General features: G+C 72.2%; 18 protein-coding genes. 8 read left to right on the forward strand and 10 right to left on the reverse strand.

Going from position 1 to position 15349, the window contains the following annotated elements:
- The 3 genes from AB0J64_RS39565 to AB0J64_RS39575 form a co-directional block, all read right to left on the reverse strand.
- Positions 1-446, reverse strand: a 446-nt coding sequence (locus tag AB0J64_RS39565; protein WP_364039351.1) for a polyketide synthase, incomplete at its 3' end; no start/stop codon positions are given.
- Between the two features lie 147 nt (positions 447-593).
- Positions 594-794, reverse strand: a complete 201-nt coding sequence (locus AB0J64_RS39570) for a 3-oxoacyl-[acyl-carrier-protein] synthase III C-terminal domain-containing protein (RefSeq protein WP_364039525.1) — start codon at positions 792-794, stop codon at positions 594-596.
- Positions 795-835: 41 nt separating this feature from the next.
- Positions 836-1765 carry a hypothetical protein gene (locus AB0J64_RS39575; RefSeq protein ID WP_364039354.1) on the reverse strand — a complete coding sequence of 310 codons (930 nt, stop codon included), beginning with the start codon at positions 1763-1765 and terminating at the stop codon, positions 836-838.
- 163 nt (positions 1766-1928) lie between these two features.
- Between AB0J64_RS39575 and AB0J64_RS39580 the strand changes: the two genes are divergently transcribed.
- Entirely contained in the window at positions 1929-2291 is a 363-nt protein-coding gene (locus AB0J64_RS39580) for an SPW repeat protein (RefSeq protein ID WP_364039357.1), read from the forward strand.
- Between the two features lie 66 nt (positions 2292-2357).
- Here AB0J64_RS39580 and AB0J64_RS39585 read toward each other — a convergent pair whose 3' ends face one another.
- Positions 2358-2789: a hypothetical protein gene (locus AB0J64_RS39585; protein WP_364039360.1), complete on the reverse strand. Its 432-nt coding sequence runs from the start codon at positions 2787-2789 to the stop codon at positions 2358-2360.
- Between the two features lie 177 nt (positions 2790-2966).
- Between AB0J64_RS39585 and AB0J64_RS39590 the strand changes: the two genes are divergently transcribed.
- Positions 2967-3413, forward strand: a complete 447-nt coding sequence (locus AB0J64_RS39590; RefSeq protein WP_364039362.1) for a hypothetical protein — start codon at positions 2967-2969, stop codon at positions 3411-3413.
- 18 nt (positions 3414-3431) lie between these two features.
- The gene (locus AB0J64_RS39595; RefSeq protein ID WP_364039365.1) at positions 3432-4661 is read left to right on the forward strand and encodes a hypothetical protein; all 1230 of its coding nucleotides are present in this window, start codon (positions 3432-3434) and stop codon (positions 4659-4661) included.
- A gap of 8 nt (positions 4662-4669) precedes the next feature.
- Here AB0J64_RS39595 and AB0J64_RS39600 read toward each other — a convergent pair whose 3' ends face one another.
- The 4 genes from AB0J64_RS39600 to AB0J64_RS39615 are packed head-to-tail and all read right to left on the reverse strand — an operon-like array spanning position 4670 to position 8124.
- Positions 4670-5266 (reverse strand): hypothetical protein, encoded by a 597-nt coding sequence (locus AB0J64_RS39600; RefSeq protein ID WP_364039368.1) that lies wholly within the window; start codon positions 5264-5266, stop codon positions 4670-4672.
- On the reverse strand, positions 5257-6648 hold the full coding sequence (locus AB0J64_RS39605; protein ID WP_364039371.1) for a hypothetical protein: 1392 nt from the start codon (positions 6646-6648) through the stop codon (positions 5257-5259). The genes AB0J64_RS39600 and AB0J64_RS39605 overlap by 10 nt, the downstream gene beginning before the upstream one ends.
- A 43-nt stretch (positions 6649-6691) precedes the next feature.
- Positions 6692-7546 (reverse strand): zf-HC2 domain-containing protein, encoded by an 855-nt coding sequence (locus tag AB0J64_RS39610; protein WP_364039374.1) that lies wholly within the window; start codon positions 7544-7546, stop codon positions 6692-6694.
- The gene (locus tag AB0J64_RS39615) at positions 7543-8124 is read right to left on the reverse strand and encodes a sigma-70 family RNA polymerase sigma factor (RefSeq protein WP_364039377.1); all 582 of its coding nucleotides are present in this window, start codon (positions 8122-8124) and stop codon (positions 7543-7545) included. Before AB0J64_RS39615 ends, AB0J64_RS39610 begins: the two co-directional genes overlap by 4 nt.
- Before the next feature lie 119 nt (positions 8125-8243).
- On the opposite strand from AB0J64_RS39615, the gene AB0J64_RS39620 reads away from it, so the two are divergent.
- The 5 genes from AB0J64_RS39620 (at position 8244) to AB0J64_RS39640 (ending at position 11964) form a co-directional block, all read left to right on the forward strand.
- Positions 8244-9527, forward strand: coding sequence for a PA domain-containing protein (locus tag AB0J64_RS39620; protein ID WP_364039380.1), 1284 nt, complete (start codon positions 8244-8246; stop codon positions 9525-9527).
- A gap of 637 nt (positions 9528-10164) precedes the next feature.
- Positions 10165-10443: a hypothetical protein gene (locus AB0J64_RS39625; RefSeq protein ID WP_364039383.1), complete on the forward strand. Its 279-nt coding sequence runs from the start codon at positions 10165-10167 to the stop codon at positions 10441-10443.
- The gene (locus tag AB0J64_RS39630) at positions 10440-10562 is read left to right on the forward strand and encodes a hypothetical protein (protein ID WP_364039386.1); all 123 of its coding nucleotides are present in this window, start codon (positions 10440-10442) and stop codon (positions 10560-10562) included. Before AB0J64_RS39625 ends, AB0J64_RS39630 begins: the two co-directional genes overlap by 4 nt.
- Entirely contained in the window at positions 10552-11070 is a 519-nt protein-coding gene (locus AB0J64_RS39635; RefSeq protein ID WP_364039389.1) for a TIGR04222 domain-containing membrane protein, read from the forward strand. The genes AB0J64_RS39630 and AB0J64_RS39635 overlap by 11 nt, the downstream gene beginning before the upstream one ends.
- Before the next feature lie 180 nt (positions 11071-11250).
- The gene (locus AB0J64_RS39640) at positions 11251-11964 is read left to right on the forward strand and encodes a class F sortase (protein ID WP_364039392.1); all 714 of its coding nucleotides are present in this window, start codon (positions 11251-11253) and stop codon (positions 11962-11964) included.
- A gap of 170 nt (positions 11965-12134) precedes the next feature.
- On the opposite strand, the gene AB0J64_RS39645 is transcribed toward AB0J64_RS39640, so the two are convergent.
- A complete protein-coding gene (locus AB0J64_RS39645; protein WP_364039395.1) occupies positions 12135-13739 on the reverse strand; it encodes an NAD(P)/FAD-dependent oxidoreductase in 1605 nt (534 codons plus the stop codon).
- A 652-nt stretch (positions 13740-14391) separates the two neighbouring features.
- On the reverse strand, positions 14392-15324 hold the full coding sequence (locus AB0J64_RS39650; protein WP_364039398.1) for a DnaB-like helicase C-terminal domain-containing protein: 933 nt from the start codon (positions 15322-15324) through the stop codon (positions 14392-14394).
- Between the last annotated feature and the right edge of the window lie 25 nt (positions 15325-15349).

Genomic DNA, 15349 nt, shown 5'->3' on the forward strand with positions numbered 1-15349 from the left:
CCGGTCCACGCCTCGATGTCGGGCAGGTCCTCCAGCAGCCGATGCCCGTAGTCGCCGGTGCAGACTCCCACGTACACGCCCGTGTCCGTGCCGGCCAGCGCGCCGGCCGGTATCCCGGCGTGTTCCAGCGCCTCCCACGCGGTCTCCATCACCAGGCGTTGCTGCGGGTCCATGAGCTCCGCCTCGCGCGGCGAGAGCCCGAAGAACTCCGCGTCGAAGCCCGCCACGTCGCCGAGGAAGTGCCCGCGCGACAGCGTGCGGCGGACGGCCGCCGCGTAGGACGGGCCGCGATCGGCGTAGTCGCGCCAGCGCTCGGCGGGAGCCGGCCCGCTCGTGTCCCGCCCTTGGCACAGCAGATTCCAATAGTCGTCCGCCGAGTCGGCGCCGCCGGGAAGCCGGCAGCCGATCCCTGGCACGGCGATCGCTTCAGACCGTCGATCCCTCACGTTTCTTCTCCCTCGTTCGCGGCCGCGCGGGCGACCCGGAGGTCTCCACGCAGCGGCCGGGATGATCACGCCGGGGCCGCGGGCGAGCATCAGGGGATGGTCGCCGGGCTCTGGACCGCCGTCGCGGACCCCAGGCCGGTCCGGCCCTCAGGCGGCGTACTCCGCGGGAACGTCCAGAATCCGCAGCACGGCGCAGGCCAGGGTGGTGCCGGCGCCGAACCCGAGCAGCAGCACGTGGTCGCCGGGGGCCAGCGCTCCGGTGCCGAGCAGGTGGTCGAGGGCGACGAACTGGTCGCTGACGCCGAGGTGCCCGATGCCGGCAGGCGGACGCCCGTACGACCAGTCGATCGACGGAGTTCACAAGGCGCTCTGACTCGGCCTCCGGTCGATCAGGGAGCGGTGCGGTCCAGCCCGGCGGGCGGGCCGTCGAGGGCCAGGAGGCCCGCCTCCCGCAGGGCGGTCGTGACGGTCTCAACGTCCTGGCCGTGGACGGCGAGATGGCGCCCCGCCAGCTCGGCGTGCGACACGGCGTGAATCGCGGTACGGCCGTCCTCGGCGATCCAGATCTCCTCGTAGAAGAGATCGTCCATGCGTGGGGCGACCTCGATGAGCCAGTCGTGATCATAGACGAACGCCGGAAGGGGATCGGTGACACCCGCGGGGACCTGCCACCAGGCCACGGGGCGGGGAACCTCCCTCCCGGGGACGCCCGGCCGGACCGTGACCCAGTCCTCCTCGCCGTAGACGGGCCGCGCCGGACGCATCACCTCCGCCAGTTCCCGCTCGTCCTGCGCGGTTCCCATGACCATCGGGTCGTGACGGAGCTCCCTGGCCACCTCTTCGGCGTATGAGGCGGCGGCTCGTACGTCTTCGTTCTCGTGCCGCAGCGCCTCCTGGAGCAGCTCCGCCGTCCCGGGCTCCAGCTCCGCGCCTCCGGCGGCCATCACCAGCGGCACCAGGATCCACGGCTGCCCGGCGAGGTCCTGCCGCGCCTGGGCGCGCAGCTCCTGTTCCGTCCACACGCGGTACCGCTCGCCGATGACGGTCCGGGCCGCGACGGCCCGTTCCTCGGAGTCCGCGCGTACGAGCAGCGCCTTCGCCCCGGTGTCGGGGTCGGCCGCCTCGATCAGGACGAGGCCTCGGGACTCGTCGGCGTAGACGTCGGCCACCGGCCCGCCGCCGAACCCGCCGTGGCCGATGCCGGTCAAGGTCGTGCCCGTCCGGGTGGCGACCTCGGCCAGCAGCCCGTCGTCCACCGAGTCGTTCTTCCCGACGGCCAGCGCGCACCAGAACGGCCCGCTTCGCACCACAGTGATCATGGACGCCACCCTTCCACGCATTGCGGGGGACACGACAACCAGTCACGTTTTTGTGCGGCGACAGATTCGTCGGATGAACGGGCCAACCTACCGTGAGACATGGCGAAGCCTCCCACCCAAGAGGCTTGGCCGACAATCGGCTTCACCCCAAAAGGAGAATCACATGAAGCCTTGGACACGGTGGCAGGACTGGACGAACCTGGTGGCCGGCCTGTACCTCGCACTCGCCCCGATCTGGACGGCCAGCGACACCGGCGCCGCGACGACGCTGATCGTGCTCGGCGCCCTGATCGTGTGCACGGCCCTCTGGGCCCTGATTCAGCCCGCCTCGGCGGCCGGCCAGTGGACCAACGCCACCTGGGCGGTGCTGCTGATCATCGCTCCCTGGGCCATCTCCTACAGCGGGCTCGGCGGCGCGGCGTGGACGTCGTGGATCGGCGGCATCGTCGTCGCGTGCCTGGCCCTGTGGGCCCTGCCCGCCGCGAAGAGCGCCGCGGGCGGCACGGCCGTCTCCGCCGGGCGGTGATCCCACCGCCGCGGGAAACTGTGACAGCGAACGGCCCTGCCGTTCGCTGTCCGTGTGTTCGCGTTCTCAGCCGCAGTGCTTGTGGGTCACCGTCCGGGTGACCGTCGCCATGACCCCGTAGACGTCGATGCACTTGCCGGGCGCCTTAACGAAGACAGGGCCCGCGTAGTACTTGTACATGGCCTGGTCGAGCTCCGCCCAGTTGTCGCCCTTCGTCGTCCCGGACACGCGAATGCCGACGCCCTTGTAGTTGCTCCTTCCGTAGAAGTCGCCGACCCCTACGGCGACGGCGCAGTTCTTCTGCGTCCTGGAGCTGTAGTACACCTCGATGGACCCGCGGTGCTTGCCGCCATACATGATCTTGTAGACGCCCACCCGCGCATAACTGGCGTCCTTGCAGAGGTTGCTCGCGGCCTGCGCCGGCGCGGCGCCGAGGGGCATCCCGGCGAAGGCCACCAACGCGCCTGCCACCACTCCGAACGTCCTGCGAAACCTCACGAGTCTTCTCCCTGTGCCACGCGACATAACCGGCCAGAGACGCTACGGGCGCGGCGGGCCGGAGCGAATCTGTCACGTGACTGGAGCTGAAGGTCCTCGACACCCAGTCGAATGACAGATTCGGCTCCCTGAAGGGCGCGCCTAGGGTGTCGATCTCGGAGTTCAGAGGGAGGCAGTATGGGCATCCAGCTCGACCGGAACTGGCCGGGAGCGTCGGACGACGACGAGAACGCGGACCTGTACACCGAACGCCCTGAGGTGCGGCGCATCGCGGGAGAGCTGCAGGAGCTGCTCAAGCGGCTCACCGTCTCCTCCACCGCCGCGACGAGCGGCGGCTACACGCCCGGCGCGCCGGGCGTGGGCGGGTCGCTGCCGGACCTTCAGCGGAACGGCGCGCTCAACCAGGAGCAGATGGGCCAGTGGCCCGCCGCCGTGCAGTACGGCATGGCCACCTCCTCGGCCTACTCGGTGCTGGTCGGCGAGCCCGGCAGCACGTCCGGCCTGTACGCGGCCCTGACCGGGCAGGCCGAAGCCGTGCTCGACACCCTGCTGGACATCGCGCGTACCTCGCACAAGGCCGAGCAGGCGAGCGAGGAAGCGTCCCAGCGCTGGGCCGGGGCCTGAGGCGGAGGAGGAGAACCCATGGCTGAGCCCGAGATCCAGACCACGAACCTGCAGACCGGCGGCCAGAAGATCAACACCTTCGTGCACCAGTCCGACCTCATGGATAGCATGGTCCACGACCAGCTCGGCGAGATCAGGAAACAGATCGACGCCACGGATCCGGTCTCGGTCCGGCGCGCTGGCCGCTGCTACGAGGCCGCCGAGCCGCTGATCAACGACTTCGCCGCCGGGCTGAGAACAAAGGCGGCCGAGCTGGCCGAGCACTACCAGGGACCGTCGGCGTACCAGACGCAGCTCCAGCTGCGCAGCCTGCACGCCAGCGCGCTGGAGCTGGCCGCCAAGCTCGGGAAGATGGGCAGGTCGCTCACCGCGTACGGCAGGACACTCGAATGGGCGCAGGCCAACGTGGTCGAGAAGAGGGGACAGGACTCCCGCTCCGACCACGACACCGACTGGGCCGACCACATTCCGTTCTTCGGCATCAAGCGGGCCGACAACCGCGCCGCCGACCACCTGCGGGAGGTCAACAAGCGGATCGCACAGCACTACGAAGAGCTGCCCGTGGAGGTGCAGCAGGCGTTGCCGATCCCGCTCGACGTCCCGATGCCGGACTTCGACAACGGCGGGCCGAAGATGCCGGGACTGCCCGCCGGACCCGGGACGGGCTACGGGAACGCCTCGCTGAACACGAGCCCGGCACCCGGCCTGCCTGGTGGCTTCCCGGCGGACGGGTCGTACCCGGGTGCGCAGTACCCCGGCGGGCCCGGCACCGCGACCACGGGCGGCGGCACGAACACGGGTTCAAGCGGCAGCGGCGCCTACGGCGACCTCGACCCCGGCACCCTCACGGGGCCCACGCTCGGAGCCCAGAACGGCATCCCGCCGGCGACCTTCGACGCCGGTGGCTCATCGGGGCAGCGCGGCGCCACGGACCTGGCCGGCTACGACCCCCTCACCGCGTCCGCCACCCCGAACGGCGCGGCCTCCACAGTCCCGGGGGCCGGTGGCTCCGCGACCGGCATCGGCGGCGGCAATGCCTACGGTGCCGGCATGCCGCCCAACGTCACGATGCCTTCCGGTGCGAAGAGCGCGGGCGGCACGAGCGGCATGCCGTACCTGCCGGCCGCGTCGGGCAAGGCGAGCCGCGACGAGGAGCGCGATCTCGAGCGGACCACGTACCTCCTCGCCGACGATGACGACTGGGGAGCCGACGTCCGCAACAGCACCACACCGCCCGTGATCCGCTGAGCACCGAACTACCTCCGCGACTCCCGGTTGGAGAGAGCGAGACAGCCCAGCCACAGCGGTACGCAGGCCAGCCGGCCGGACAGGGCGGCGTCTCCTGCGGCGAGGCCGGGCAGGGTCCGCGCCAGGACGTCCGGAAGGACGCCGAGGAGCGGGATGGTGGCGGCGATGACGATGAGCAACGCGGCCCCTCCGGCCAGGCCGGCCGCACGGTGGCGGACGGCGAACCCGGTGACCACCAGGCCGATGAGGAGCAGGACGGCGGCCTCGACCACCACCTCGCGCAGCGGCATGCCGCGAGCGGTGATCACATGGACGGCGGCCCACGCCAGGGTGGCCGGGATGACGGTCATCGCCGTCCGTAGCCATTGCCGCAGCCGGCGTGGCACGGGTGCCGCCGCCGTGTCCGGGTCCATGGCGTCCGCCAGGCCGAAGGCCGCCGCGCCGCCCAGGAGCAGTGCGGACATCCGCTGGACTCCCAGCGCGATCTCGGGGAACAGCAGGCCCAGTGGCGCCATCAGCCCCACGGTGACGGGGACGGTCAGGGCCAGGGGTTTCCAGTCGATGGCCCGGGTCAGTGGCCGGATCAGGAGGAGGCTCACCCGCACGTCCGCCTCCCGGGCTGTCCGGCGGTGACCGTCCGCTCCGGCTGGAGACCGAGCAGCGGCAGGGCCTGCCGCGTGGTGGTTCCCGGATCGACGAGGGTCGCCCAGTGGGCCCGGATCCGCTTTCCGGCCTCGAGGAGGCCGAGCAGGCGCCGGGCGAGGGCGAGGTCGCTCGTACCGGCCTGGACGGCGTCGCCGAGCTGGGCCGGCGGGTCCAGGCGGACCGTCTGACCCATGAGCCAGAGTGCCACCACCGCGCGGGCCTGCCCGCTCGCGTCACAGACCGGCTCGCCGCCGGCGGGCTGCCGTTGGGCCGGCCCGTCCACGAGCGCGGCGGGCCGCCGGGGGGTGAGCCCGGTCATGAGCGCGGCGGCCTCCCCCGCGAGCCGCCGCTGGGAGGCCTTCCCCCAGACCGTACCCGCGTGGACGGTTCCAGGCGCGGCGGGTACGGAGTCGGATTGGCGTACCTCGGTGAGCCGGGCCCTGGCGGCGGGCGGCGCGGCGGCGAGCACCGGACGCAGGGTGCGGGCCCATTCCGGGATCCAGGCGAGGTAATCCTCGTAGGCGCAGTACCGTACGCCGTCGAGGTCCCGGCAGTGGCCGGGCGGCGGCGCACCGCCGATACGTCCTCCGGTCCGCGTCATGACGACCGCCGACGGCACGGCGACGGCCAGCGCGGCGACGGCCGCGACGAGCTGCCACCGGCTGGTCCCGTGCTTGCGCAGGGCCAGCGCGCCGAGCGCCACGGCCAGGCCCGCCAGGTAGGCCAGATGCCAGCCCGTCGGCCGGGACGCGGGCCGCAGGGGCAGGTCGATCAGCGGGTTGACCGGAGCGAGCCATTCGCCGCCCGGCAGGTAGTTCCAGAGGATGTTGCCCATGACCTGGAGTCCGGCCCCGAACGTGATCGTCAGCGGGCCGGCGAACAGGCTCGGCACCCACCGGCCCGCGGCGGTCCCCAGCGCGGCGGCGAACGCCGCCACGCCCACTCCCGTGAGCGCGTCGAACAGGTCGGGCCGCCCTGCCGCCGTCCCGCTCGCGGCCCACCGGCCCAGCAGGCAGGTCACGGTCACCAGGGCCGCCGTCGCCGCCGCGACGGTGGAGGCCGCCAGCAGCACGGCGAGCGTACGTCCGCCGGCCTGGACGGGCAGCGCCCCGAGCGTCACCGGCATGCCGTGCCGCTGGTCTCGCGAGACGGCCAGGCAGGCGGCGTACGCCGTCCCGGCGGCCAGCAGCAGCATGACGGTGGGCAACTCGGCCGTCTCCCGGCCGGCGTCGAAGGCGAGATCCTGGTTCCAGAGCAGGCACACGAGCAGGGCCGGCACCGCCGTACCCCACAGCAAGGGGCTGCGCACCAGGCGCCGCGACTCGAAGAGGAACAGCGCCATCAGAGCTCCGCACCAGAATTCAGCCGATCGAGTACGGTGACGATCATCGGGGTCCCCCCGGGTCGAGGCGGCGCAGCCGGACGAACACGATCGCTGCGAGGATCAGAGTGGCGCAGCCGTACAGGGCTTGCGCGGCGGGCCGGAAGACGGTGAACGCATCCCCGGCGGACCCGCGGGCGAACAGCACCGCGGCGAGCCAGGCCCCGGCGGGTACGGCCGCCGCGACCGGCATCGGCACGCGGCCCGACAGAGCCAGGCAGCAGGCGGCCAGGAACAGCGCGGGCAGCAGCCAGGTGACCGTCATGCCGGGGATCAGCGGCGTCGCGGCCCCGGTCAGGACGACCGCCGCCGCCAGGACGGCGCACGCCCGGACGAGCAGCAGCCGCGGCCCGGCGGCGGGGGTGGCGGCCAGCAGTTCGTACGCGGGATCGACGTGCCTGCCGTACGCGAGGGCGATGCCCGCCAGCGGCAGCACCGGGGCGACGACGAGGAACACCAGCAGGCCCTCCCCGTGCGCGGACCACAGCCGGGCCACCGTGACGGCGAAGACCAGGACGAAGATCACGGACAGCAGCCAGGAACGGCTGAGCGTGGGGGTGGCGGCGAGCAGCCTGGACACGTGCTCCGGGACGCCCATCCGGACGAGGGCGCGTTCGAGCAGCGTCAGTTCCTGGCGGCCGACGACGGCGGCGATCGCCTCCCGGCTCTCGGCCAGCCACACGGGGTCGGCCGGGACCGCCGCCCGGCAGTGAGCGCACGTGGCCAGGTGCGCGTCCACGAAGGTCGCGCGGGCCGGGTCCAGGCCGCCGCTCAGGTAGCGGGCGAGCAGGTGCCCGGGAACGTGCCGGCTCGTCCGGCCTGGCCGGTTCGCGGGCGCGCTGCCCGGCAAGTCGTTCATGCCAGCTCCTCTCTCAACCGGGCCTTGGCCCGCATGACGCGGGTCTTGACGGTGCCCTCGGGAATGCCGATGAGCCGGGCGGCCTCCTTGACGGTCAGGCCGTCGATCACCGTTGCCACGATGGCCTCGCGCAGCTCCGGGGGAATCCTGGCCAGGGCGTCGCCGAGGTCGCCGTGCTCGATGCCGAGCAGGGCCGGCTCCTCCGCCGAGCCGGCGGCGGCCAGGACGTCGGCCGACCGGCTGCCGCCGTCGATCCAGCGGCTCTCCTTGCCGCGCAGCGCGGAGACCAGCCGTCTCATGGCGATGGTCCAGATCCAGCCGGCGGCGTCCGCCCCTTGGGGCCGGTAGCGCCTGGCCGACTGCCAGATCGCGACGAAGGTGTCCTGGATCGCGGTGCTGACGACGTCCGGATCGCCGCAGCGCCGCGACAGGCGGCCCCTGAGTGTGGGCGCGTACCGGTCGTGCAGGATCCACAGCGCCTCGATCCGCCCGGCGGCGATGGCCGTGATCAGCACCGCGTCGGTGCTGTCCGGGTCCGTCACCGGAGGCGGTTCACGCCGCCCGAAGAGTACGCGCATGGTCCGGTGATCGCATCGCGGCCCGTTCCGGGTTCACTCCTGGCCGGGAGAACCGGAGCGGCATGGTTCGGCGATGAGAGGAGGTGTCCTTCAGGTACACATCCGATTCGAGGTATTTCGTGGGAGTTCGTACCACTTTGGCGCCCACCGGGCTGACCGCGGTGCTGCTCGCCTGCTGCACGACCATGCCCGCCACCGCATCCACCACCACGCCCGCCGTCGCACGAGCGGGCGTGGTGGATGTGCAGGCTGTGCAAGGCCACCTGAGACAGCTTCAGAAGATCGCCGACGCCAACGGCGGCCATTGCGGGTCGTTGTCCGCCGGGGCGGAGCAAACGGCCGAGTACATCGCCGCGCGGCTGCGCGAGTCCGGCTACGAGCCGGTGATCCAGCGCTTCCCTTATGTGCGGCTCGAAGAGCGCAGCGCGTCCGTACTCGAGCAGACGGCACCAGAGACGCGGCAGTACACGCGCGGCACGGACTTCGGCACCCTGCCCGTCGCGGGAACAGGCGACGTGACCGCCCCGCTGACGGTGGTGAAACCGGGCCCGGCGGACTGCCGGGACGACTGGACGGCATTCCCCAAGGGGACGGTCGCCCTGGTCGAGGTCGGGAGCGGCTGCGATCCGGTGCGCAAGGCGCGCGACGCCGAGACGGCGGGCGCGGCGGCGGTCCTCGTGCACCGTACGGGGATCACCGCCGCCCGGGAGCGATCCGACCCGGGCGACGGCACCGACACCCCGGAGATCGCCATCCCCGCCCTCGTGGTGTCGCCGCAGGTCGCCTCCGCATTCACCGGAGCGGGACCGCTGACCTTGCGGGTCAAGGCCGATCAGAGGTGGTTCCAGCGGGGCACGGCGGTCAACGTGCTCGCCGACACCGGGCAGGGCAGCGCGGACTCCACGGTGATGGCCGGCGCGCACCTCGACTCCGTCGAGGGCACCGATCCGCCGGCAGGGTCCGAGCAGATCGAGCGGGTCCTGACCGGCTACTTCGCCCGCGAGGGGTTGCCGACCACGCCGGTACGCATTCACGGCGGCTCCGATCACCGGCCCTTCGCCGCGGCGGCCATCCCGTGGGCGGGATGGAGACCGGTACGGACGAGCTCAAGACCGCGGAACAAGCCGCGATCTTCGGCGGGAAGGCCGGCGAACCCTACGACGCCTGCTACCACCGCGGTTGCGATGATCTGCGGAACGTCAACGCCGGGCTCCTGGGCGAGATGGCCGGTGGCGCCGCGTACGCCGTCCGGCATTTCGCGACCACCACGCCGGTGCTGCACCCCTGAGGGCCGTCGCGGAGGGCGGGGTCTGGCGGTGACGCCGACCGGGCGGGAGAAGGACACGGGATGTCCGGCCGTCGTCCGGCCCCCGCCCTCCGCGATTACACGATCGACGCCTTGAACCGTCCGACGTCTCTCGCGGCCAATCCGAGATTTCAGTCGCTTCAGTCGCTGCGGCTGTCTCACGGACGTCCATGGGAACGACTCGCCGCAGGTCACAGACCTCGGCCAGCCACCAGGAGACCCGACCAGCGACCAAAGCGACCCACGCTCGCGGGTCCCGCAGCTTCCTCTCTCAGAGAGGCGGCATGCCGAGCCATACGAGGACGTGAGTCGCTCCGATCACCTGAGCGAACGACTTGCTCTGCCGTTATTCGGTCCCAGTCGCTTACTTTAGGGCCGCACCCCCGGTCGGCGAATCCGTCACCTGACTGGCCACATCGGACCGGTCAGGACCCGTACCGGATGAAAGCCCTCAGATCTGGCAGCGATATCGCGTTCTGTGGCAGCTTTACCGCTCGCCGCACGGGCCTGACCTGCGCCATGCTGTCGCTGTCGAACGAGTCGGCCGCTTCACGCGCTACGGGGGATCGCGGTGCGTACGGCGGTGAAGCATCGGGGTTCGTGGCCGCCCTTGCCTCCACCGGTTCCGCTGTCGTGCCTCGCGGCCGATGGACCGGCCGGCTGCACGTCATGTCCGCCATCCGCGATCCGAACGGGCGGCATCCGGCTGCCACGGTGATCGGGAATGGAGAGGCATGTACGCATTACGCCGCATTGTCACGGCGGTGACCTTGGCGGCCGGAGCCCTGGCGGTTCCGGCCGTGCCGGCTTCGGCGCACATACTGGACACGGATCCGGTGGCGGCCTACGGGCTCGAGGAGGGCGCGGGCGGCACCGTTCACGACGTGTCGGGCAACGGCCACGACGGTACCGTCCAGGACGATGTGCGCACCTACAACGCCGCTCTGACCCCGCGGCAGATCAAGAGCATCGTCGGCACCCCCGTGAGCCCAGCGACGGAAAGAGTGCGATGATGCGCGAGCACGCGCCGGTGGCCACGCTCGCCACCGGCCCGACGTTCACCGCGGTCCGCGCCTCGGCGACCGCGTACCAGGCAGGGGAAGGCGAGAAGGCGGTGCGCTGTGGACCGTAACGAGCTGGCCTGCCTCAGCGGTGGTCCCCGCCGCGTGGCTCTGGCCGCCCTGGCGACCCTCCTGCTGGAAGGCCGGATGCGCCTGTCCCACGCGGGGAAGCTCTACGCTGTCGCGGGAGCCACCGGCGACGACCCCGTCGAGGAGGTCGCGATGGGGCAACGTTCCACCCTCCCTGAGGCGCTCGCGACGGTGGCGGAGCATGAGGTCGTACGGGCGGTGGAGGAGGATCTGGTACGCCGAGGGCTGCTCACGCGCGGATGGCTCGGCCGTTTCCGCCGCGCGACCCCGGCCGGCCGGGCGCTGATCGAGCAGGCCGGGACCGCTCGCCGGGGCAGCGGGCTGAGGATCGCGCTCGACGGCCTGGCCGGGATCTCCGACGAACGGGTCGGACGGCAGTTCGGTGGGAGCGGCAGGGCGCCGGGCTCCCTGCGTGGCCAGGGCACGGGGGGCTGGGACGCTTCCGGCAACGCGCACTCCAGCGACGGAAGCGGGGGGAATCCCTGGTAGGAGGCACTGGCCAAGGATGATCCACTGACGAGAAGTCCCGGGGTGGGCGCCGGCGCCGGTGCCGGTGGCACGATGGGACCAGACGGGCGGTGGTTCATCCTGACCGGTGCCTGCCTGGTCGCCGCCGCCGCGATCGGCAGGCCGGCGACACGGCACCGTTCCCAGAAGAGCTGAGGCGACATGGCGAGTCATCACCCGGGCGGCGACGGCCTGAAGATCGTCCTGGTCCTGACCGCCGTCGTGGGCGCGGTGGCGGTCGCGGCGGGCCTGCTGATCGTGCTGAGGTCGCCCGGCGAGTACGGCCTGCCGAGCAACAGGGACGCCCTGGCCCTGCGTCCGCAGCCGGGCGGCCCGGAGAAGCCGGAACTCTTCCAGGCGCGGGCCGACGCGCCGCCGCCGTTGCCGCAGACCACCCCGGCGCCTGCCATGCTGCCGTCCACCCCGGTCAAGATCGTGATCAGGCGGCTGGGCATCAGTGCGCCGATCAGGTCCGTGGGCCTGGCCAAGGACGGCACGATCGAGGTCCCTCCCGCGGACAACGTCAACCTGGTCGGCTGGTACCGGAACATGTCCACCCCCGGCGAGGCGGGTCCGGCCGTGTTGCTCGGGCACAAGGACACCCGGACCCGGGACGCCGTGTTCGCCCGGTTGCCGGAGATCAGGAACGGCGACACCATCGAGGTCAAGCGCCAGGACAGGACGACCGCGGTGTTCACCGTCGGCGGGGTGGAGCAGGCGGCCAAGAAGACCTTCCCGACGCAGCGGGTGTACGGGCCCAGGGAGAACGCGCAGCTCCACCTGATCACCTGCGGCGGCGACTACGACCGCACCGTCGGGCACTACACCGACAACGTCATCGTCTACGCCACGATGACGAGCTCTTATCGCAGCTGAGCGCCTCCGCTGTGACGCGTGACCGGCCCTCCTCATCTGGGCCGGGCCACGGCGCGCTCCAACCCCGAGGACGCTCGACGCCACCGGAACCACCAGGTTGGTGACGTGCGCGAGCCGGGCCTGCCCGGTGCGGTTGGGCAGTGCCATGTGGCCGGTGCGCCGCCCCGGCGTCAGGGGCGAAGGCGGCGAAGCCTTGCCCGGACGCTGCCCGTCGAAAGGAGTTGCCGGGCCACGAGGTGTCCCGAGCCACCTCCAAGACCAGCACCGGGATGGGTGAAGGCGCCTATGTGCCAGAGTTGGGCAAGGCCCGTCCGATGGCCGGTGCCGGTTCCGGGACGCCACAAGAAGCTCTGGTCGAGCTCGGCGGCCCCGCCGTACGGGTCGCCGGCGACCGCGTTCGGGTTCGCGGCGAGCAGGGCGGGCGGCGGCAGGGCGGCGCTGCCGCGGACACTGCCGCGAAGACCGGGGGCGAACTGTCCGATCCGGTCGATCACCCGGTCCACGTACGCCGCCACGACCTCCTCGCTCCACGCCTCGGCCACGTCGATCTCGCCCGCGGCGTCGCCACGTGGAGCGAACGGCAGCTCCTGGAGCTGAATCCACAGCGTGCCGGCGCCCTCCGGAGCGCGGCCGGGGTCGAGGACCGCCTGCTGTCCCACGACGACCGTGGGCACGGCGGGCAACAACCCGGCCTCGGCCTGGGCACAGGCTATGCCGGTGCTGTCGGCGCCGTTCGAGATGTGCACCAGCGGCACCGCGTTCAGGCCGGCTTCGCTCCACCGCAGCGGCTCGTCGAGGGCGAGGTGGATCTGCATGGCGGCCCGGCCCGGCCGGTGCAGCCGCGCCGCACGCCGCCCGCTCCCGGGCACGGCGTCACGGTCCAGCAGCCGTTCGTAGAGATCGCCCGTAGAGGTGGAGGCCAGCACCGCCTTGCGGGCGGCGATCCGCCGGCCGCCGGCGTGGACGGCGACCGCCCGGCCGCCGGCGACCTCGATCCGCTCGGCGGCGACACCCGTACGGACCTCGACGCCACGGTCGGCGAGCAGGCGCTCGAAGGCCGCGACGAACTGCCGCGCTCCGCCCTTCACCACCGGAAGACCGATGCCGTGCATGGTGGCCGCCATCACCGGCAGCATCAGGCCGCCGCCGGCGTGGTCGGGGCCGAGCCCGGCATGCAGCAGCCACGGTGTCCAGAGCTGGTCGGCCTCCCATCCGGTGAAGCGCTCGCGTACGAAGCCGCGGCCGCTCTGCACGGCGACCCGGGCCAGCTCTGCCGCGCCGCTCACGCCCAGGCTCCGCAGCGCGGCCGCGCCGAGCCGCGCGAGGTCCCGGGCGCGCAGCTCCGAGCCGAGCACTCCGAACACGACGCCCGCACGCCGGTCGAACTCATCGAGCATGGTGCGGTACGCGGCCTGATCGGCGGCGTGGGCCAGCCGGGCGACGGTCGCCTCCGGGTCCCGGTCGGCGATGACGACGCCGCGCTCGGAGATCGACGCGGTCACGGCGCCGTCCGTGTTGACGTACTCCAGGCCGCGCTGGTGGAGCGCCGCGCCGAGCTCGGCGTACGCGCCGCCTCCGACGAACAGCGGATGCCACGACGAGAACGTGTCGTGGACGTGTCCCGGGACGGTGAGCTCCTCGGAGTCGATGAACCCGCCGAGACGGTCGCGCCTTTCGAGCAGCACCACCCTCCATCCCGCGCCCGCGAGCTCGGCCGCGGCCACCAGGCCGTTGATTCCCGCTCCGATCACCACAGCATCGGCTTCGTCGCTCATCGTTCACTCCCGCGTCGTCATCGTCCGGCCACATCCGAGCGGAGGCTGCACCCGCGCGGCGCGGGCGGTGTCCGGGGCCGTCTACTGCCACGAGCAGCGTACGATCGCCCCGCCCGGCCAAGGTGGATTCGACGGCGTCATGGATGGGGGCTGCAGCGATCTCTGGTTCTGCGGGCGGCTCCTGGCCGCCCCGTCGCTCACCGTCGTCCCGCAGACGGCGCGGTCACGGTCGTGTCACGGGGGGTGGCGGTGTAGGTCCGGCCGCCGACCTCGCCGTTCATGATCACACGATGGACGGCCTGGATCGTCCAGCGTCTCCCGCCAGCCAATTCCAGATTTCAGTCGCTTCAGTCGCTGCGGCTGTCTCACGGACGTTCATGGGAACGACTTGCCGCAGGTCACAGACCTCGGCCAGCCGCCAGGAGACCCGGGCAGCGACCGAAGCGACCCACGCTCGCGGGTCCCGCAGCTTCCTCTCGCGGAGAGGCGGCATGCCGAGCCATACGAGGACGTGAGTCGCTCCGGTCACCTGAGCGAACGACTTGCTCTGCCATTGTTCGGTCCAGTCGCTCAATCTAGGGCCGCACCCCGGGCCCGCGAATCCGTCACCTGACTGGCCACACCGGATCGGTCAAGGTCCGCATCGGGCCGGTCAGGACACGGACGGGTCCGCGAAGCGGCCGTAGCGTTCCTCGAAGGTCACCGTCACGGTGGCCTTGGGCCCGTGACGATGCTTGGCCACGATCAGGTCCGCCTCGCCGGCGCGAGACGACCCCGGCTCGTACGCGTCCTCCCGGTGCACCATGATGACGACGTCGGCGATGTGGCCGACGGCGTCGGGGCGCCGGAAGTCCGTCAGCGGCCCCGGGCGGCGATCGGCCCGCTCCTCCGGCCGGCCGCCGAGCTGGGCACCGGCCACCACCGGCACTTTCAGCTCCATCGCCAGCTCCTTCAGCGCGCGGGCCGCCTCGGTGACCGGCGGGTCCCGCGACTCGTCGGAAGGCCACGGCCGGACGTCGTCGAGCCCGTCCACGACGACCAGCTCGAACTTCTCGTCGGTGGACAGATCGGCGATGTACGACGTCAGGTGCGTGGCCGTCCAGCCCGCGGGCGTGATGACGGACAGGGGCGCGCCGGCCAGCTCCGCCGTCCGGCGTACGACGCGGGCGGAGTCGTCCAGGCCCATCGTCCCCGCGCGCAGCTCACCGAGGGGGACGCTCGTCTCGGCGGACAGCAACCGCAGAGCCAGCTCGTGGCCGGGCATCTGATATCCGGCCAGCACGACCGGCCTGCGGCGGCGGAACGCGGTGACGCGGCACAGGTGCAGGAGCAGGGACGAGGTGCCCATCGACGGGCGGGAGGCCACCACGGTCAGGGTGCCGGGGCTCAGGCCGCCGCCGAGGAGGGTGTCGAGCTCCTGGAAGCCGGTAGGGGTGCTGAAGGTGTTCTCCGCGCGGGCGTACATCGTGGCGAGGGCGGCGGGGAGCAGCACGCCCATCGGGACGGCTTCGTCCAGCGGGTCGCGTCTCTGGGCGTCGATCAGGTCCGGCGCGGGTGTCCGGCCGTCCTCATCGGGCACTGGCATGAGGTTTCCTGGTGGGTGTGCGGGG

The organism is Nonomuraea sp. NPDC049695, from assembly GCF_040674955.1.
GTDB classification, from domain to species: domain Bacteria; phylum Actinomycetota; class Actinomycetes; order Streptosporangiales; family Streptosporangiaceae; genus Nonomuraea; species Nonomuraea helvata.